This window comes from Actinomadura nitritigenes (genome assembly GCF_017573545.1).
In the GTDB taxonomy this organism is placed as follows: Bacteria; Actinomycetota; Actinomycetes; order Streptosporangiales; family Streptosporangiaceae; genus Spirillospora; species Spirillospora nitritigenes.
Map to the genome: position 1 here is coordinate 185,616 of NZ_JAGEOK010000003.1, position 17,969 is coordinate 203,584.

Sequence of the window (17,969 nt, forward strand, 5' to 3'; positions counted from 1 at the left end):
TGCGGGACTGATCAGGTGCGCGAGTGGCGGCGGCGGACCAGGCGGCGGGAGCGGCGGGCCGGGGGCAGCCACTTGGTGCGGAACCACATCTGGACCTGGGCGCCGCCGAGGACGCTGCGGTGGATGCGCAGGTAGCCGCCGGTGGACTCGGCGGCGCGGCGCGCGATGTCGAGCCCGAGCCCGGTGGAGCCGCCGCCGCTGCTGCCGCGTTTGAGGGCGGCGTCCGGGTCGGCGATGCCGGGGCCGCCGTCGGCGACGAGGATGCCGGTGACGCCCTGCCCCTGGTGCAGGGTGACGACGAAGCCGGTGCCCTCGGCGGTGTGCCGGAAGACGTTGCCGAGCAGCGCGTCCACGGCGGCGGCGAGCTCGCTGCCGGGCAGCGGCAGCGGCGCCGGGCCCTCGGCGCCGATCAGCTCGCAGGAGCGGCCCTCGTCCTCGGCGAGCACGGACCAGAACCCGACGCGGTCGCGCAGCACCTTGGACGCGTCGCAGTTGCCGCGCCCGGTGGGGCGCCGGACCGTCCGGATGATCTGGTCGACCTCGCGCTCGAGGCGGTCGACGGCCTCGCGGGTCTGGTCGGGGACGGGTCCCTTCCCGAGCGCCTCGGCGTTGAGCCGCAGCGCGGCGAGGGGGGTGCGCAGCCGGTGCGACAGGTCGGCGGCCATCTCCCGTTCGGCGGACAGCAGCTGGACGACGTGGTCGGCCATCGCGTTGAACGCCAGGCCGGCCTCGACGAGCTCCGGCGGCCCGTCCGGCTCGATCCGGACCGACATCTCGCCGTCGCCGAACGCGGCGGCGGCCTCGGCGAGCCGGCGGGTGGAGCGGATCATCCGGTTGCCGAGCCGGTCCGCGACGGCGACGGACCCGGCGACGAGCGCGGCGGCGACGGCGGTCATCACCAGCCACGCCTTCCACACGCCGCGGGTCAGGTCGCCGTCGGGCAGGAACACCTCGATGACGGCGGTCCGGCCCGCGTCCAGCGACACCGGCTGCAGCAGCGCGTACCCGCCGGAGACGCGCGCGGTGTAGGAGCGGCCGCGGCGGCCCGCCTCCATGAGCTGCTCGGGACCCGCCGACGGGTCGCCGGGCCCGGGCTTCGGGACGAGCGTGCCGTCCGGCATGTGCACGGTCATGCGTCCGGCGGCGCCGGCCTGGGTGCTGGCGACGGCGCGTTCGAGGGCGGCCGGGTCCTCGGTGACGACGAGCACGGGGCCGAGCGCGCTCGCCTGCCGCTCGGCGGTGGTCAGGGCCCGGTCCCGGGCGATCTCCCGGACGGTCAGCGCGAGCGGGATGAGGAAGGCCAGCGCGACCATCGAGGTGACCGCGAGGGACACCAGCACCAGCGTGCGTCTCATGCGCGGGAGCCGGGCTCGGCCAGGCGGACCCCGACGCCCCGGACGGTGTGCAGGTAGCGGGGTTTCGCCGCGGTCTCGCCGAGCTTGCGGCGCAGCCAGGACAGGTGCACGTCGATGGTCTGGTCGTCGCCGTAGGCCTGCCGCCACACCTCGGCGAGCAGTTCGCGGCGGGCGACGACGCGGCCGGGCCGGGCGGCGAGGTAGGCGAGCAGGTCGAACTCGCGGCGGGTCAGCTCCAGCGGCGCGCCGTCCAGCCGCGCCTCCCGGCGGTCGAGGTCGATGTGCAGACCGCCGACGCTGATCTCGGCGGACGGCCCGGACCGCACGGAGCGGCGCAGCACCGCGGCGAGCCGGGCGCTGAGGTGCTCGGCGGAGAACGGTTTGATCAGGTAGTCGTCGGCGCCGGCGTTGAGCAGCCGGACGATCTCGGGCTCGTCGTCGCGGGCGGTGGCGATGATGACGGGGACGTCGGACACGCCGCGCAGCATCTTCAGCACCTCGGCCCCGTCGAGGTCGGGCAGCCCGAGGTCCAGGATGACCACGTCCGGCGGCGACTGGGTGACCTCGCGGAGCGCGTCCATCGCGGTGCCGACGCTGCGCACGACGTGCGAGCGCGCGCTCAGCTCGCGGATCAAGGCGGTACGGACGTTCGCGTCGTCCTCGACAACCAGAACACTCGCCATGCCGGAACCGTATGCCACCATGTGTCGATGCGTCGGGCGATGTCGTATGTTGCCCCGTGGGCGGTCGCGACCGCGGTGGCGGTGGCGCTGTCCTGGCTCGGGGTGCGCGGTGTCGTGCGCGGCGCGGTGTCGGAGCGGTCGGCGCCGCCGCCGATCGCGGGCCCGGTCATCCACGGCAGCCCGTCCACCCTGCCGGGTCCGCCGACGAGCGTCGGATCGCCGACGTCGGCGCCGCGTCCGGCGGCGGGCGAGGACCAGGGCCCGACGCCCAGCCGGTCCCCGTCGCCGTCTCCGTCCGGGAAGCCGTCCAAGCAGAGGCCGTCCGGCGACGTGCGCAGCTTCGCGGCGCGCGGCGGGCAGGCGGTGCTGGCCTTCACGGGCGGTCGCGTGAAGCTGGTGTCCGCGACGCCGAACCCGGGCTACGAGACGCGCGTGACGGAGGCGGCCGGCTGGCTGCGCGTCGACTTCCTCACCGACGAGCACACGTCGTCGATCGTGGCGACCTGGGACCAGCGCCCGCCGGCCGTCAAGGTCTACGAGTACTGAGCGAGACGGCCCCGGGACGGAGGCGCGCGGAGAAGCGGGCGCGCGCAAGGCGCGCACGGAAGGGCGGGCGGCCCGTGCGCCGGCCGCCCGCCCTCGGTCCGCGGCCGTTACTGCTGGCTCTTCCTGAACATGAGGTAGCCGGAGATGAGGCGGTACGCGCCGTAGAGCATCGGGCCCCAGGCGACGACGTACACGCCGCCGCTCGGGCCGGAGGCGTTGCTGTAGGTGATCAGCGTGATGAGCAGGCCGGCGACGAACCATGCGACGCCGAAGCCCATGCCGCGCTTGCCCTTGGTGTCCCAGATGCGCCGCTGCTCGTCGCTGACCTGCTGGTAGTGCGGGGCGGCCTGCGCCGGCTGCTGGTAGTGCGGGACCTGCTGGTCCTGCGGCGCGGGCTGCGGCGGCTGCTGGTAGTGCGGGGCCGGTTGCGGGGGCTGCTGGTAGTGCGGGGCGGGCTGCGGCTCGGTCATGGTGCTCTCCCTCAGGTGACCGGGCGGCCGTGCGAGCCCGCCTCGGCGATGATGCGGTCGATGAAGGCGTCCCGGCCGCCGGTCAGCAGCAGCGGGACGGGGATGGTCGTGCCGTCGCGGCCCTCGACCTTGTAGCCGGCGACCTTGCCCTCGTCGCCCTGCTTGCGCTTGTAGACGGCCTTCACCGCGGCGAGGTCCCGCCAGGCGATCACCAGCGGGCCGCTGCGGCGCCGGGCGACCAGGCCGCCGTCGAACAGGTACGTCGCCCGGGACCCGACGGTCAGGCCGCGGATCGCGTAGACGATCCCCCAGAGGAAGCCCATCAGCAGGACGAAGTGGATCGGGTAGGCCAGCGAGTGGACCCAGGAGAAGACGTCCGTGGAGCCGGGGACGAGCGACAGCAGCCACATGAGCAGGAGGCATCCCGCCGCGGTCGCGCCGCCGAGGACGACGGCGGTCGTCGCGGTGACCTCCCGCCGGACGTCGCAGAGCGCGCCGAACCCGTGCCGGGCGGCCGCGCCGGTCACGTCGTCGGGAGGGATCGTCGTGGTCGCCGCTCCATCCATCATTCCTCCGATCGCCGACAGAGCCTCAGCGAGCACGATGGCGGATGCCGGTACACGTCCGGTATACGCGCGGCTCGTCACGCGTCGCGAGGCGCGCTTCGGGAAGGGCGCGCACCGGGAAGGGCGCGGCGGGCGGGGGCCGTCAGCCCTGCCCGGCCAGGTTGACGCCGACGGTGACCTCGTCCAGCTCGGGGATGCTCATCGTGGTGCCGTAGAAGCCGCTGCGCCACTGCACGGGGTCCGCGTTGCGGAAGCCGAGCTCCCGGTTGGCCCTGCTCCGGTCGACGCCGGCGGCGTACCGGGAGTGGACGACCTTGCGGAGCCCGAGCTCGCGGGCGACCAGCTCGAACTTCTGCAGCGCCAGGTCGATCTCGGTGGAGACCCCGCCGTCCCAGCCGGCGTCGACCTGGACCATGTCCCGGCCGGCCGACAGGTGCAGCGCGTTCCGCTCCCAGTCGATCTTGATGAACAGCTCGACATGGCACGCGCCGTCCCCGTCGAGGCCGTAGACGGAGATCTCCTTGATCCAGCGCCTGTCGACGCCGAGGAGGAGCCGGCGGACGAAGTCGCGGTCCCGGGAGCTGCGCGAGAGGACGCGTTCGACCTGCAGTTTGATCAGTTCGGCGCGGGCGTACGTCGCCGTGTACGTCGCGGTCCTGGCGATGACCATGCCTGTTCCTTGGGGGTTAGGAGGAGAGGTAGTCGTGTGCCGTGTCGGCGGCGGTGCTCGTGGCCACAGCGAGGATGTCCTCGAGCGGGTGCGGGCGGTCGTCGATCCTCACCCGGCTGCGCGAGACCAGGCTCCTGGCGAGGTCGCCGAGGCCGTGCCGGTAGAGGGCCGTGGTGAGCGCGGTGTCGTCCATGCGGCGCCGCACCGCCGCCCAGAAGGAGATCGGTTCGTCGGGGAAGCGGCCCACGAGGTCGGCGGCCTGCTCCCCGCTCAGCCAGGGGAAGAGCGAGTTGACCGCCGCCGCCCGCTCCGCGGGCTGCATGCGCCAGCTGAAGATCCGCATGCGGCCGCTGCGCCGCAGCGGCGCGTACAGCCGGGTGAAGTCGTTGCCGGTCAGGATGATGGGGACCCGGCGCATCCGCTTGCCCTCCACCCGGGTCGGGTAGTCGGCGAGGTGCATCAGCTCGGTGATCAGGTTCTGGGTGTTGACGGTGTACTGCGTCAGCTCGCCCCAGCTGCCGATCGCGGCGTCGGCGTCGTTGAGCAGCACCGCCGCCGGGGTCCCCGCCTCGGCGTAGCCGCCGGCCTCCAGGTAGGCGGCCCGCATCCGGGCCGCGGGCGCCCCCGCGTTCGGGCTCTCCAGCTCGCCGCCGGACAGCAGGACGGCATGGATTCCGGCGCCCTCCAGGATGCGCTCGACCTGATAGGTCTTTCCCTCGCCCGGCGGCCCCTGGATGCCCAGGAGAAGCGGGGTTCCCGGTCGCGCGTCGGGCTGGAAATTGGCGATCAGATGCAGGCCGACGACGTCGGAGAAACGCCGCGCGATCGATTCGGTCACGCTCCCGATTCCCTCCGGCGCCGTTCCTTCTCCCGCAGCACCTCGGCCGGCAGCCCGAGAATCTCGGCGCGCAGATCGGGCCGGGAATCGCCGGGTGCGGACTCGTCGGGGGGAATCAGATCACCGGCGGCGGGCCCGTTGCCGGAACCGGCCACCGCCCCCTCGCCGGAAACGGCCGCCGCGTCGCGGGAAACGGCCGCCGCCGCGCCCGCCGGACCGGCGGCCGCCTCGTCTCCGGTGAGCGGCAGGCCCAGTTCGCGGCGGCGGGCCGTCACGCTGTTGACCAGTTCCTCCAGCGCCGCCTGCGGGTCGCGCGGCGTCTTGCGGATCCGTCCGGACGGCCGGATGACCAGGCGGTCGTCCCGCCAGGTCAGGTCGCGGTCCTTGTCCACCACCGCGTCGAGCTCGCGAACCGCGACGCCCATGGCCTGCCGTCTCTCCAGCGCCCGGTTCTTCTTGATCTCGCCCTCGATGAGCGCCACCAGTTCCCCGCGGTTCCGCTCGGTCTGCCTGTTGCTCAGCAGACCGCTGATGTAATTGCTCAGGACATTTCCGATCACCCCGAGCACAAAAGCCTCGATCAACTCCCGACCTCGCATCCGCGTGACGACGAACCACCATATGGGACGCCGGCCAGGCGACGATGGTTCACCACAGAATGCGGCACCGCGCGTTCCGCCGTCCACGGCGTGAAGATCGCGATACGGGGCCGCCGTGAACCCCGTATTTCCCCGGGTTCGGCCCGGCGGGGCGCGGGATATGCTCGGAATTTTCGACCGCTCCTGCCGGCGTCGCGCAGATCTCTCGCCCATTATGCGCGAATTGTCAAACAGAAGGTCGCCGCCCGGCGCCGCCCCGCCGGACCCCATCCGATCCCGCCCCGGCCCCGGTCGGCACCGCGACCGGCCCCGGCGCCGCGCCGCCGTCCGGGCGGGCGGCGGAGAAAGCGGTTTCCGGGCGGGGCGGCCGGGGAATCCCCGTGATCACAACGGCAGGGACCGGCGGGGGCGGTCGGAAGGGACGGCTCCCATGGCCCTGGATCCCGGGGACGCGGCGCGGGCCCGCGCGGCGGGCGGCGGCGAGCGGCGGCGGCAGGTGCGGCTGGCCGCGGTGTCGAGCGTGATCGGCACCTCGATCGAGTGGTACGACTTCTTCCTCTACAACACCGCGGCGGCGATCGTCTTCAAGGACGTGTTCTTCCCCGAGTCGAGCGACTACGCGGGGACGCTGTCGGCGTTCGCGACGTACGCGGTCGGGTTCGCGGCGCGGCCCGTCGGGGCGGCGATCTTCGGGCACTGGGGCGACCGGCTCGGCCGCAAGGCGATGCTGATCGTCACGCTGGTGCTGATGGGGATCTCCAGCGCGCTGATCGGGCTGCTGCCGGGGACGGACTCGATCGGCGCCGCGGCGCCGGTGCTGCTGGTGCTGCTGCGCGTCCTGCAGGGCATCGCCGTCGGCGGCGAGTGGAGCGGCTCGGTGCTGCTCTCCATGGAGTGGGGCGACCAGAGGCGGCGCGGGCTGATGGCGAGCCTGCCGCAGATCGGGGTGCCGATCGGGCTGATCCTCGGCACCGGGATGATGACGGCCATCGCGCTCTCGGCGGACAAGGCGTTCACCGACTGGGCGTGGCGGGTGCCGTTCCTGTTCAGCCTGGTGCTCGTCGCGGTCGGGCTGTTCGTGCGGGTCCGGGTGATGGAGACGCCGCTGTTCGCCGAGGTGGTGGAGAAGCGGGAGGTCGCGCGGGTGCCGGTCGCCGAGGTCGTGCGGCAGCACCCGAAGGAGATCATCCTGAGCGCGCTGCTGCGGTGCTCTGAGCAGATGCCGTTCTACATCTTCACCTCGTTCGCCCTGACGTACATCCATAAGGACCTCGGGATGAGGCAGGGGCTGGCGCTCAGCGCGGTGACCGCGGCGGCGGTGCTGGAGCTGTTCACGATCCCGGCGGCCGGGCATCTCGGCGACCGGATCGGCGGGCGGCGGGTCTACGCCGTCGGATCGCTGCTCATCGCGGTGATCGCGTTCCCGTACTTCGGGCTGATCAACACCAAGGCGGCGGCGCTGGTGGTCGTCGCCGTGGTCGTGGCGCAGATCCCGCACGCGGTGCAGTACGGGCCGCAGGCATCGCTGATCGCGGAGAGCTTCCCGACCCGGCTGCGGTACGGCGGGGCGGGCATCGGCTACCAGCTGGCCTCGGTGATCGCGGGCGGGCCGGCGCCGCTGCTCGCGACGTGGCTGCTGCACGACTACGGCTGGTGGGCGATCGCGGTCGCGATGGTCGTGTCGTCGGTGCTGACGCTGGGCGCGCTCGCGCTGCTGCCGGACCCGGCCCGGGCGCGGGCCGTCCGGGAGGCGGGCGCGCCCGCCTGACGGCCCGCGCTCAGCGCTCGTGGACCAGGAAGTTCTGCGGCGTGACGAACATCGCGGTGGCCTCGACGGTGACGCGGCCGTCGGGGCCCGCGATCGTCCCGGACGCGTAGATCTTGCGGCCCTCGACGCGGCTGGCCTTGGCCTCGACGGTCAGCAGGACCCCGAGCGGGGTGGGCCGCCGGTAGCGCAGCTCGAGGGTCGCGGTCATCCCGCCGGTGCCGGTCTGCGCGGCGGCCATGCCGAGCGCCTGGTCGAGGACCATCGCCGACACCCCGCCGTGCACGTAGGACGGCGGCCCCTCGTAGACGTCGCTGAGGGTGAACTCGGCGCGGACGATGCCGTCGGGGGTGACGTCGAGGTCGACCGGCGGCGCGACGGGGTTGAGGGCGCCGGTGACCGGGTTGCAGCCCTGCCGGTCCATGCGGTGCCCGCCGGTGACGAGGAACGGCGGCGCGTCGCGGCGCACGGCCCGCAGCCGCTCGGTGAGCGCGGCGATCTCGTCCGCGACGGCGCGCGCCTCGCCGGCGCCGACGCCGGTGAGGACGGCCGCCTCGGTCAGCTCGCGGACCCGGGCGGCGAGCCCGGCCAGCGGTGCCGCCTCGTCCTCGCCGAGCATGTGCCGTTCGGTGGTCGCCCCGCTCATTCAGCCTCCTTCTGAGCCGAACGAGATTCTAAATTGCGCGGGCGGGTGCCCGGTGCGCCGGGTCCCGCCCAGCGGGCGGCGAGGGCGGCGCGCTCTATGATTCATGCGGACGAACATCCGCATCCGCGAAGGAATCCCCCCGTGACCGAGCAGCCACCGCCCTATGGGCAGCCGTACGGGCAGCCTCCGGGACCCCCGCCCGGAGGACCGTACGACCCGCGCTGGGGCTACGGGCCGCCGGGCGTCCCGTACGGGCCGCAGTACGCCCCGCCGCGCAACGACGACAACACGTGGGCCATCTTCGCCTACGTCGGCACGCTCGTGATCTCGTTCCTCGCGCCGCTGATCATCTACCTGGTGAAGAAGCGCGAGTCGCCGTTCGTCCGCTTCCACGCGGCGCAGGCGCTGAACGTGCAGATCACGCTGCTCATCCATCTGCTGGCGGTGATGGCGGTCTGCATCCCGCCGGCGATCATCGCCAAGGCCCCCGCCTTCCTGATCCCGATCGTCCTCCCGTACCTGGAGGCGCTGATCGGCCAGTGGGTGTTCCTGATCCTGGGGGCGGTCAAGGCCGGCAGGGGCGAGATCTACCGGTTCCCGACCTTCTTCTGCTTCCGGATGGTCCGCTAGCCAGCGGCCGGGGTCCCCGGGCGCGGGTCACAGGTAGGTCCGGGCGTACTCGTCCAGCACCGGCAGGACCGCGTCCCGGCCGCCTCCCGGGACCCGCAGCACGACCTCCTCGACGCCGATCGAGGCGTAGTGGCCGAGCTTCTCCACGCTCGGCACGGTCCCGAACGGCACGACCGGGACCATGTCGCGTCCCGCTTCCGCGCAGGCGCGGCGCAGGTCCGGGAGCGCCTCGCGGACGCCCGCCCCGCCGATCGGCATCCACCCGTCCCCGTACTCGGCGATGTGCGCGAACAGCGTCGGACCTGGAGCACCGCCGAGCAGCACCGGGACGCGGCCGGCGGGCTTCGGCCACGACCAGCTCGGCTCGAAGCGCACGAACTCGCCCGTGAACGACGCCTCGTCCCTCGTCCACAGCTCGCGCATCGCCAGCACGTGCTCGCGCACGACCTCGCGCCGCCGCTTCCAGGGAACGCCGTGGTCGGCGCCCTCCTCGGCGTTCCAGCCGTAGCCGACGCCGAGCGCGACCCGGCCGCCCGCGATCCGGTCGAGCGTCGCGACGGCCTTCGCGGTGACGATCGGCTCGCGCTGGGCGGGCAGCATGACGCCGGTGCCGAGGGTGATCCGCTCGGTCACGGCCGCCGCCGCGGCGAGCGCCACGAACGGGTCGAGCGTGCGCGCGTACTCGGGGGCCAGTGCCGCGTCGCCGGTCGGCGGCGGCGTCTCCCGCGCCACCGGGATGTGGGTGTGCTCGGGGACGTAGAGCGAGGCGAAGCCACGGTCCTCGGCCTCCCTGGCCAGTTCGTGCGGCGGCATGGTCAGGTCGGTCGCGAACATGGTGATGCCCAGCCGCATGGCGGCGGCTCCTCTCCCTCGGTCGGCGCCACCCTACTTCCCGGCGATCATGCGGCGTCCGCCCCGGGCCGGAGCGGGGCCGGCGGCACGACGACGTCGACGAGGCCGGTCGCGACATCGTGGACGAGGCCGGACACCAGGAACGCGGCGGGCAGGAACGGATCCGCCTTGATCGCCGCGACGTCGGCGGCCACCGCGGCCGCCGGATCGCCGACGGCCTTGCCGCCGAGGTCGGCGGGGTCGACGCCGAAGACGTCCGCCAGCAGGCCGGTGTGCTCGCGGAGGCGGATCATCCCGCAGTCGGTGTGGTGCAGGATGACGAGGTTCCACCCCGGTCCCGGATCGGTGCCCTCGGCCTCGGCGATCGTCCGGAGCGCCGCCATCGTCCGGAACGTGCCGGGCGTGAACCTGCCGCCGAGGTTGCGGATGACGAGGGCGTCGCCCAGCCCGAGGCCGAGGACGGCGGCCGGGTCGGCGCGCGGGTCGACGCAGCAGATCACGATCGTCTTCAGGCTGGGGAACAATGGCAGGTCCGCGGGCGGTCCCGCGGCGGCGAAGCGGCGGTTCCGGTCGAGGAGGGTGTCGAGGGTGGTCACGGCGGCTCCCGTCATCTATGTGGACACCGTCCACCTTACGCGGCTTAGTGGACGCCGTCCACTAAATGGGGAGAGCGGCATGGGCTCGGCGGCGGCGACAGGGGCGGCAGCGTGAGCGAGGACGGCGTCGCGGCGGCCGGCGCGGCCCGGCGGGGCGGCCGCCGGCCGAAGGGCGTGGTTCGGTCGGGCCTCGTCCAGGCCGGCGTGGAACTGGCCCGGACGGGCGGCCCCGGCGCGGTCACGCTGCGGGAGGCGACCCGGATCGTCGGCGTCGCCCCCAACGCCGCGTACCGGCACTTCGCCGACCGGGACGCGCTCCTGAACGCCGTGTGCGTCGAGGCGATGCGGTCGCTCGTCGAGCGGATGGACCACGAGCTGGGGCTGGTGACCGCCCGGCCGGGGAGCCGGGACCGCGCGGTCGCCCGGCTCGGCGCCGTCGGCACCGCCTACCTCGGCTTCGCGGCGTCCGAACCGGGCCTGTTCGACACCGTCTTCGCCGTCCCCGGCCACCTCCGGTTCGCCGAGGGCCTTTCCGGCGGCGACGCGGAGGGCAGGACGCCGCTGTCGGTGCTGGGCGGAGTCCTCGACGAGCTCGTCACCGCGGGCGCGCTCCCGGCCGAGCGGCGTCCCGGCGCCGAGTTCACCGTGTGGTCCTGCGTCCACGGCATGGCGATGCTCCGCAACCACGGCCCCCTGCGCGACATGCCGCGGGCCGAGAACGCGGCGCTCGCCGACGCCCTGTTCGCGTTCATCCTCCGCGGTCTCTGACGCGGGCCCGCTCCGTCCCGGCCGGCCGCCTCACCGGCACCCGGATCGCCGCGGCGCGGAACAGGCGGCACAGGAAAGAGATCCTTGCAGAACTCTCACAAAAGGATGGAGAAGACATCCGGATATCGCCGATGGCATACGGCGCCGGGCATGGGGATCTTTCGCCGGAGCGACCGAGCCGGATCACCGAGAGGCGGCGGGCCTGCCGTTGCCATGCAGCGATGGCAACGGCACGCCGTGACTCGGCGGAATCGCCCCGTCACACCACCTCCGCGAGCAGGATCCTCCGAATCAAGAGCCGCTTCCGGTCGCCCGCGAACGGCTCATGATCCACGGATTCAACTCGGCTTAATAGTACGGGTTCTTGACATACTTCTTGGTGACGCACTTCTGGTTGGCCTGGCTGACCGGCTCGATCTCGCAGAGCTGGATCTTGAGACCGCGGATCAGCGTCCACGCCGTCGTCTTGTTCACCACCCAGTGCTTGCTCTTGTTGTATCCGCAGACCCTCGGGCCGTTGTACTGCACGTCGACCTGCGCGGGGAGATCGGCCACCACCTTGACCTTCCCGCACCATCGGCCGGTCTTCGAGCGGTCGTAGACGTAGATGTCCCACCCGGCGCGGTCCCCGATGAGGCCGTCATAGAACCAGGCTTTTCCCTTGGCGCGCGACGAATACGGGTCGCCGTGCGCGAGCTTGGCCTGCACGTCGAACTTGACACGCTTGGAGCCGTCGGCATAGGCCGCGGTCGGGGCCAGCAGCGAGACCGCCGCCACCCCGGCGGCGGCCACACCGATCCGGCGGGCCATCAGGCGTGTGGACAACGTTCCTCCCGGTTGAGAGATCGATTGGCCGCACACGCTGCCGCGTATGCGATCCATGCTCGGTACTGTCCTGCCGGGGAGCACTTTCGCAACAGATCGATGGGGATTCCCGAAGTGAACGCACATTTCACGGAACCGCTCGGCGGGCGCCCATCCGCACGACTCTTTCGACGTCACTGAACGGCGATATTCATGCTGGTCACGCGGGAATGCCACAGGGCGGTCCGGTACCTGACCGGACGCGAGACCACTCGGGTCCGCGGCGATCGTCAGCGGGAGCCGAACGCGCAGACGGCGACCGTGGCGTCGTCGCACGCCTTGCCCCTCGGCCACCGCAGCGCCTGGGGGTCGGTCCGCTCGACCTCCCGCGTCCGTTCGACGACCTCCCCGGGGCCGTGCTCCGCGGCGAGCCGCGCCAGGCCCGGCCAGTCGGTCGCGCCGAACATGTCCGCGAGCCGTGTCGCGCCGTCCGTCAGCATGAAGACGCGCCGCAGTTCCCGCACCGGCACCGTGCCCGTGATCGCGGCGTCCGCGACGCTCGGATCCGCCGCCGCGTAGTAGGGACCGCCGGTGATCTCCTCGACGTTCCCGGCGGCCCGCTCCAGCAGGATCGTCGAGTCGGCCAGCACCAGGTAGTCCACCAGGTCGCCCCGGACCCGCACCGCCAGCACCGTCGCCGCCGGAGTGGTCGGGACGGTCAGGTCGCAGCTCGCCCGGTGCGCCGCCGCCACGTCCGCGATCGCCCCGGCCAGCCGCGCCACCAGCGGGCGCCGCGCCGGGCGGTGCACGCCTTCCGGCGGCGCCACCGGCGGCCCGGCCTGGGGGCCGAGGCCGTCCAGCATCCGCGCGAGCAGCCGTGTCCCGAGGGAGCGCGCGTACCAGGCCGTCCCGTGCACGCACCCGAGGTCGGTGCCGAGCGGCAGCCCGCAGCCGTCGAGCACGACGACGGCTCCCGGGGCCGCCGCCACGAAGTCCTCATTGAGCCGCTCCGGACTCCCCTGGTCCGTCGCCCACGTCACCCGCATCGCGCCGCCCTCTCGCTCGTCCCCGCGTCCCCATCATGGACGGGCCGCGCCCGCCGCGGCGAGCGAACGGCGCGCCCCGCCCCATCGGCCTACGGCGTGGGTGCGGAGCCGAGGCGCGCGACGGCGCGGACGGGGGCGCCGTCGGCGGCGGCGAGCGCGATCGGGAAGAGGGAGACCTCGATCGGACGCCCTTCGGTCTGCGCGGCCACGAGCGGGCCGAGACCGGTCAGGTTCTCGGCGATGACGGCCCCGGCGCCGCAGAGGATCCGGTGGGCGGCGAGCGAGAAGCCGTCCGAGCCGGGCGGCGGGGTCCGGTCGGCGGAGAGGGCGTCGATGCCGACCGTCCGGACGCCGGCGGCGACGATGGCCTCGGCCGTCTCCGGCGACGGGTACGGGTGCGCGAGGTACTCGTCCGTCCCCCAGCGCGACGACCAGCCGGTCGCGATGAGCAGGACGACGCCGGGAGCGAGGCCGTCCGGGAGCAGGTCCGGCGTGATGGGCGTGCGGGGTGCGAGGCCGCGCGCGTCCATGACGGCCGCCGGGCCGGTGAAGCGGGTGAGGGGCAGTTCGTCCAGCCGGGGCAGCGCGTCGTCGATGTGGAAGGGGGCGTCCACGTGCGTGCCGGTCTGCGAGCCCATGTGCAGACGCAGGACGTTCACCCCGGAGTCCGCGACCGTCAGCGCCGGGACGGCCTCCACCTCCGGGTCGCCCGGGTACACCGGCATTCCGGTGGCGATCGGGACGGACAGGTCGAGCAGCTCAGCGGCCATGCCGCCGATTATCCCGGGCCCGCGCGCACCCGGTAGCGTTGCGGCGTGTTGCCACATGTGACCGCCATCCGTTACGTGACGCCGCTGCGCGAGGGCGGGTCGCTGCCGGGCGTCGTCGAGGCCGACGACCTCGGCACCTACGTCATGAAGTTCCACGGCGCCGGGCAGGGCCGCAAGGCGCTGATCGCCGAGGTGATCGCGGGCGAGCTGGCGCGGCGCCTCGGCTTCCGGGTGCCCGACCAGGTCCTCATCGACCTCGACCCGGCCATCGGCCGGCACGAGCCGGACCCCGACGTGCAGGACCTGCTGAAGGCCAGCCCCGGCTGGAACCTCGGCGTCGACTTCCTGCCCGGCTCGCTCGGGTTCGACCCGCTCGGCTGGCGGCCCGACCGGCTGTTCGCGTCGCGGGTGCTGTGGCTGGACGCGTTCATCGGCAACGTCGACCGCAGCTGGCGCAACCCGAACATGCTGGTCTGGCACGGCGACGTGTGGCTGATCGACCACGGCGCGAGCCTCATCTTCCACCACGCGTGGGCGAACGCCGCGCGGCTGTTCTCCGGCGCCTACGACGTGGACGACCACGTGCTCACCCCCTTCGCGACGCGGCTGGAGGAGGCGGAGGCCGAGCTCGCGCCGAAGATCACCGAAGGGCTGCTGCGCGAGGTGACCGCGCTGGTGCCCGACCTGTGGCTGGAGAACGAACCCGGGTTCGCGGGCCCCCAGGAGCTGCGGGACGCGTATGTGGACGTCCTGCTGCCGCGCGCCGGCAAGCCCCGCGACTGGCTGCCCGACCTGGACGTCAGCGGCCACCGGCCGGACACCGGGGCGCGGCGCGGCGAGAACCGCCCGGGCTGGCTGGGCGGCCCCTCGTGAGCGACACCCCCGGGAACGACATCCGCACGAGCAACATCCGCGGGGCCGGCGAGCCCACCGTCTTCGAGTACGCGGCGCTGCGCGTCGTCCCCCGGATCGAGCGCGGCGAGAGCATGAACGTGGGCGTGGTCGTGTACTGCCGGGCCCTGGACTACCTCGGCTGCCGCACCCACCTGGACAAGCCGCGGCTGCGCGCGCTCGACCCGTCGCTGGACCTGGAGGGCGTGCGGTCCGCGCTGAAGGGCGTGGAGGCGATCTGCTGCGGCGGCGCCGGCGCCGGGCAGGCCGCCGAGGAGGCGCCGGGCGCGCGGTTCCGGTGGCTGACGGCGCCGCGGAGCACGATCGTCCAGCCGGGGCCGGTGCACGCCGGCCTCACCGGGGATCCGGCCGCCGAGCTCGACCGCCTCCTCGGCCTCCTCGTCACCTAGGTCAGGACCACTCCCAGCGGATGCCGTGGTAGCCGGCCGGCATGCCGAACTCGATGAAGTGCGCGTTGTGGTAGCTGGACAGCCGCAGGTCGGCGGCGTCCTGCAGGGCGGTCTGGCCGTCGGGACGCCACGTCCGGTAGCAGCGGGCGGGCAGCGCGGCCGGGTGGAAGCTCACCTCGATGAGGTACTCGTGCTGGGGCGTGCGGAACCCGCGGCCCTCCTCGGTGGCGGGCGGGCCGGACTCGCCGAACCCGAAGCCGTACTCCAGCAGGTACGTCTCGCCGCGGCCGAGCGCCCGGTCGAACAGCAGCTCGGCGGCGATGAGGCCGCTGGAGTCGTCCATCCGGACGCGGCCGAACCGGCAGCCGCGCGCGGTGCGCGACGTCGGCAGCACGCCGTGCGGGTTGTGGTAGACGGCGATCCAGCGGTCGACGCCGCGCCGCTGCGCCTGGAAGACCGCGCGGGTGCGGATCTCGCGCAGCTCCCGGCGGCGGCCGATGACGTGCTGGTCGTGCAGGCTGAGCCCGGTGAGCAGGCGCTCGCCGCCGTCGCCGATCTCGTCGAGCAGGTCGCGGACGCCGGGCTCGGGGCACAGCTCCTCGATCGGCGGCCACGGTCCGGGCGGCCGATCGGCGTTCGGCTTGAGCAAGGTGAGCAGCGAGTGCCGGGGCAGTTCGAGGATGACCTCCAGGCTGCGAACGGCGCGCAGCGACCCGGCGCGTTCGGGACGGGTCCGGCCGCGCTGCCAGTAGCTCAGCGTGGACAGGCTGACGGCGACGCCCTGCGCCTCGAGGCGGCGGCGCAGCGATTCGAGGCTGAGGCCCCGCGCCTGGATGGCGGCGTGCAGGGCCACGTTGAAAGGCCCGTACCGCACGACCTGGAGGAGGTCGTCCTCCGGCACGCTCTGCACAGCTCGGCCTCCGGATCCGCTCCGGCCGGCCCCCGCCCAACGGCCTTGACCGCCGTGTTCACGACCTTCGGCCTCACTGTAAGGCTCCGCCGTCCCGAAGTCGACCGCCCGTTCCGTCACTCCCACTCCCACTCGACCCCGACGATGCCGTACCGGACGGCCCCGACCGCGATGTTCGCGCTCCCCGACGTGCCGATCCAGAGTTCGCCGAGCCGCCGCCGCGGCGCGAGCGGCCCGTCGGCGGTGAAGCCGTAGCAGCGGGCGGGCAGCCGGCCGGCGCCGAACTGGACGATCGCGACGTAGTCGTGGACGGGCCGGGAGAAGCGCCGATCGTAGTCGTCCGGCGGCCCGCCCGGGTCCGGCCCGGCCGGGCGGAGGTCGTACTCGATCACCGCCGTCTCCCCGGCCGCGAGCACGCGGTCGAAGACCAGCTCGAACGCCATCAGCCCGCCGCCGGCGCGGACCCGTCCGGGCCGGCAGTACCGGACGGCGGTCAGCTCCGCCGTGCCCTCCGCCGGCCCGGCCGGTTCCGAGGGAGCGTCGCCCGCCGGGACGTCGGGGCCCGTCCGGTGGACGCAGACGACGCGGTCGACGTCGTCGCCGGCCGCGCGCAGGACGGCGCGGACGGACAGCGTCCAGCGGGGGCCGTCCGCGTCCAGCCGGTAGACGTCGTGGACGCTGAGCCGTTCGAGCCGGTGGTCGCCGGACCGGTCGAGCTGCCCGACGAGGTCGGCGTACCGCCGCGGGTCGGGCCACAGCTCGCCCGCCGCGGCCGGCGAGGCGGGCGCGGCGCCGGACGGCCCGGCGCCGCGCGCCGGGGCGGGGGCGGGTCCGGCCTCGTCCAGCGGGCCGGTCAGCGTGCCGGGCGGCACGTCGAGGACCTCTTCCAGGATCACGACGGCGGCGCGGGAGCGCGGACGGCTGCGGCCGCGCTGCCAGTGGCTCAGCGTGGCCACGCTGACGGTGAGCCCGCGTCGGCCGAGCCGGTGGCGGATCCGCTCCAGGGTGAGCCCGCTCGCCTGGACGGCCTGCCGGAACGCCTCGGCGAACTCCACGGCGGGATCGTACCGGCCGATCAGCCGCCGAGTCAGGCGTCCACCGCAGATCCGGCACGCTCCGACAGGTCCGATGCCTCCGGACATGCCGCCTGCCGGCCGCCGGTGCCGGCTAGAAGAGGATCGACATGAACGAGCCGTGCTCGGCGAAGCCGACGCGGCGGTAGGCGGCCCGCGCCCGCGTGTTGTAGTCGTTGACGTACAGCGACACCGTCGGCGCGATCCCGCGCAGCGCCTCCCGCACCACCGCCGACATGCCCGCCACCGACAGGCCCCGCCCGCGCAGGTCCGGCGGCACCCACACGCCCTGCACCTGGCAGGCGCGCGGAGTGACGGCGCCGACCTCCGCCTTGAACATGACGCGGCCGTCCTCGATGCGGGCGAACGCGCGGCCGTCGCGGATCAGCTCGGCGACCCGGGCACGGTACAGCACCCCGCCGTCACCGCTGTTCGGGGAGACGCCGACCTCCTCGGTGAACATCGCGACGCACGCCGGGTACACGACGTCGAACTCCTCCATCCGCACCCGCCGGACCCCCGGGTCGGCCGGGACGTCCGGGACGGTGGAGGTGGCCATCACCGGCTGGGACGCGCGGACCGCCCGCGGCGGCCCCCAGTACGGCGCCAGGATCTCCCACAGGTCGCCGACCGCGTCGACGGGCCCGACGATCGACGAGCAGCGCCGGCCCTGCGCCTGCGCCCGCTCGGCGAACGCGCGGATCGCCTCCGGCCCGGCGGCGACCGGGATGAGGTTGGCGCCCGAGTAGCACAGCGCGGACAGCCGCCCGTCCCGCATGTAGCCCCACATCTGGGCGCCGAGGCGGCGCGGGTCGAGCCCGGCCGCGTGCACGCGGGAGCCGACGAACACGTTGGCCACCGGGTCGGCGTCGAGGATCGCGAGCGCCTCCGCCCGGTACCGGTCGTCGAGGACCCGTACCGGCAGCGACCCCAGCATGCGCACGGCTACCGGCTCCCGGACCGGGCCGGGCCGCGCCCGGCTCCCCCCGGCGCGGCGTCCCCGCCGGCCGTCGACGCGGGCACGGCGTCGGGCACGGCGTCGGCCGGCGCGGCGTACAGCACTGTCAGCACCACGCCGACA

23 protein-coding genes are annotated in these 17,969 nt (G+C 73.9%); 6 read left to right on the plus strand and 17 right to left on the minus strand.

All coding sequences use genetic code 11. The features are described 5' to 3' along the window. Window positions 1-11: 11 nt before the first annotated feature. Both J4557_RS05310 and J4557_RS05315 read right to left on the minus strand, forming a co-directional pair. Window positions 12-1,355 carry a sensor histidine kinase gene (locus J4557_RS05310; protein WP_208265218.1) on the minus strand — a complete coding sequence of 448 codons (1,344 nt, stop codon included), beginning with the start codon at window positions 1,353-1,355 and terminating at the stop codon, window positions 12-14. Then, a complete protein-coding gene (locus J4557_RS05315; RefSeq protein ID WP_208265220.1) occupies window positions 1,352-2,038 on the minus strand; it encodes a response regulator transcription factor in 687 nt (228 codons plus the stop codon). The genes J4557_RS05310 and J4557_RS05315 overlap by 4 nt, the downstream gene beginning before the upstream one ends. Before the next feature lie 39 nt (window positions 2,039-2,077). On the opposite strand from J4557_RS05315, the gene J4557_RS05320 reads away from it, so the two are divergent. Continuing rightward, on the plus strand, window positions 2,078-2,584 hold the full coding sequence (locus tag J4557_RS05320) for a hypothetical protein (protein ID WP_208265222.1): 507 nt from the start codon (window positions 2,078-2,080) through the stop codon (window positions 2,582-2,584). A gap of 107 nt (window positions 2,585-2,691) precedes the next feature. Here the strand turns inward: J4557_RS05320 and J4557_RS05325 are convergent, their stop codons facing one another. The 5 genes from J4557_RS05325 to J4557_RS05345 form a co-directional block, all read right to left on the minus strand. Beyond that, window positions 2,692-3,054, minus strand: a complete 363-nt coding sequence (locus tag J4557_RS05325) for a hypothetical protein (RefSeq protein ID WP_208265223.1) — start codon at window positions 3,052-3,054, stop codon at window positions 2,692-2,694. Window positions 3,055-3,065: 11 nt separating this feature from the next. After that, a complete protein-coding gene (locus tag J4557_RS05330; protein WP_208265225.1) occupies window positions 3,066-3,623 on the minus strand; it encodes a hypothetical protein in 558 nt (185 codons plus the stop codon). A gap of 139 nt (window positions 3,624-3,762) precedes the next feature. Continuing rightward, complete coding sequence (locus J4557_RS05335; protein ID WP_208265226.1) at window positions 3,763-4,290, minus strand: hypothetical protein; 528 nt, start codon at window positions 4,288-4,290, stop codon at window positions 3,763-3,765. 16 nt (window positions 4,291-4,306) lie between these two features. Further along, window positions 4,307-5,128, minus strand: a complete 822-nt coding sequence (locus J4557_RS05340; protein WP_208265228.1) for an AAA family ATPase — start codon at window positions 5,126-5,128, stop codon at window positions 4,307-4,309. After that, window positions 5,125-5,814, minus strand: coding sequence for a hypothetical protein (locus J4557_RS05345; protein WP_208265230.1), 690 nt, complete (start codon window positions 5,812-5,814; stop codon window positions 5,125-5,127). The genes J4557_RS05340 and J4557_RS05345 overlap by 4 nt, the downstream gene beginning before the upstream one ends. 343 nt (window positions 5,815-6,157) lie before the next feature. Here J4557_RS05345 and J4557_RS05350 point away from each other — a divergent pair, with 343 nt between their 5' ends. Further along, window positions 6,158-7,495: an MFS transporter gene (locus J4557_RS05350; protein WP_208265232.1), complete on the plus strand. Its 1,338-nt coding sequence runs from the start codon at window positions 6,158-6,160 to the stop codon at window positions 7,493-7,495. Window positions 7,496-7,505: 10 nt separating this feature from the next. Here J4557_RS05350 and J4557_RS05355 read toward each other — a convergent pair whose 3' ends face one another. Further along, window positions 7,506-8,138 carry a PaaI family thioesterase gene (locus tag J4557_RS05355; RefSeq protein WP_208265234.1) on the minus strand — a complete coding sequence of 211 codons (633 nt, stop codon included), beginning with the start codon at window positions 8,136-8,138 and terminating at the stop codon, window positions 7,506-7,508. Window positions 8,139-8,279: 141 nt separating this feature from the next. On the opposite strand from J4557_RS05355, the gene J4557_RS05360 reads away from it, so the two are divergent. Beyond that, the gene (locus tag J4557_RS05360; protein ID WP_307799422.1) at window positions 8,280-8,768 is read left to right on the plus strand and encodes a DUF4870 domain-containing protein; all 489 of its coding nucleotides are present in this window, start codon (window positions 8,280-8,282) and stop codon (window positions 8,766-8,768) included. 27 nt (window positions 8,769-8,795) lie between these two features. Here J4557_RS05360 and J4557_RS05365 read toward each other — a convergent pair whose 3' ends face one another. Together J4557_RS05365 and J4557_RS05370 are read right to left on the minus strand one after the other, a co-directional pair. Next, on the minus strand, window positions 8,796-9,620 hold the full coding sequence (locus J4557_RS05365; protein ID WP_208265237.1) for a TIGR03619 family F420-dependent LLM class oxidoreductase: 825 nt from the start codon (window positions 9,618-9,620) through the stop codon (window positions 8,796-8,798). Window positions 9,621-9,667: 47 nt separating this feature from the next. Beyond that, complete coding sequence (locus tag J4557_RS05370; protein WP_208265239.1) at window positions 9,668-10,216, minus strand: carbonic anhydrase; 549 nt, start codon at window positions 10,214-10,216, stop codon at window positions 9,668-9,670. Between the two features lie 111 nt (window positions 10,217-10,327). Here J4557_RS05370 and J4557_RS51550 point away from each other — a divergent pair, with 111 nt between their 5' ends. After that, entirely contained in the window at window positions 10,328-10,984 is a 657-nt protein-coding gene (locus tag J4557_RS51550) for a TetR/AcrR family transcriptional regulator (RefSeq protein WP_208265240.1), read from the plus strand. A gap of 348 nt (window positions 10,985-11,332) precedes the next feature. On the opposite strand, the gene J4557_RS05380 is transcribed toward J4557_RS51550, so the two are convergent. The 3 genes from J4557_RS05380 to J4557_RS05390 form a co-directional block, all read right to left on the minus strand. Continuing rightward, complete coding sequence (locus tag J4557_RS05380) at window positions 11,333-11,809, minus strand: hypothetical protein (protein WP_190868621.1); 477 nt, start codon at window positions 11,807-11,809, stop codon at window positions 11,333-11,335. Between the two features lie 269 nt (window positions 11,810-12,078). Then, entirely contained in the window at window positions 12,079-12,777 is a 699-nt protein-coding gene (locus J4557_RS05385; protein ID WP_307799425.1) for a protein phosphatase 2C domain-containing protein, read from the minus strand. A gap of 146 nt (window positions 12,778-12,923) precedes the next feature. Next, on the minus strand, window positions 12,924-13,604 hold the full coding sequence (locus J4557_RS05390; RefSeq protein WP_208265244.1) for a cyclase family protein: 681 nt from the start codon (window positions 13,602-13,604) through the stop codon (window positions 12,924-12,926). Window positions 13,605-13,649: 45 nt separating this feature from the next. Here J4557_RS05390 and J4557_RS05395 point away from each other — a divergent pair, with 45 nt between their 5' ends. Beyond that, window positions 13,650-14,477: a HipA family kinase gene (locus J4557_RS05395; RefSeq protein WP_208265245.1), complete on the plus strand. Its 828-nt coding sequence runs from the start codon at window positions 13,650-13,652 to the stop codon at window positions 14,475-14,477. Next, window positions 14,474-14,905: a DUF3037 domain-containing protein gene (locus tag J4557_RS05400; RefSeq protein ID WP_372442445.1), complete on the plus strand. Its 432-nt coding sequence runs from the start codon at window positions 14,474-14,476 to the stop codon at window positions 14,903-14,905. Before J4557_RS05395 ends, J4557_RS05400 begins: the two co-directional genes overlap by 4 nt. Window position 14,906: 1 nt before the next feature. On the opposite strand, the gene J4557_RS05405 is transcribed toward J4557_RS05400, so the two are convergent. From J4557_RS05405 to J4557_RS50735, 4 genes are all read right to left on the minus strand, one after another. After that, complete coding sequence (locus tag J4557_RS05405; RefSeq protein ID WP_208265247.1) at window positions 14,907-15,815, minus strand: hypothetical protein; 909 nt, start codon at window positions 15,813-15,815, stop codon at window positions 14,907-14,909. 116 nt (window positions 15,816-15,931) lie between these two features. Continuing rightward, window positions 15,932-16,870: a helix-turn-helix domain-containing protein gene (locus J4557_RS05410; RefSeq protein WP_208265248.1), complete on the minus strand. Its 939-nt coding sequence runs from the start codon at window positions 16,868-16,870 to the stop codon at window positions 15,932-15,934. 112 nt (window positions 16,871-16,982) lie between these two features. Continuing rightward, window positions 16,983-17,825, minus strand: a complete 843-nt coding sequence (locus J4557_RS05415; protein WP_208265476.1) for a GNAT family N-acetyltransferase — start codon at window positions 17,823-17,825, stop codon at window positions 16,983-16,985. A gap of 8 nt (window positions 17,826-17,833) precedes the next feature. Beyond that, window positions 17,834-17,962 (minus strand): hypothetical protein, encoded by a 129-nt coding sequence (locus J4557_RS50735; RefSeq protein ID WP_279575980.1) that lies wholly within the window; start codon window positions 17,960-17,962, stop codon window positions 17,834-17,836. Window positions 17,963-17,969 lie beyond the last annotated feature (7 nt).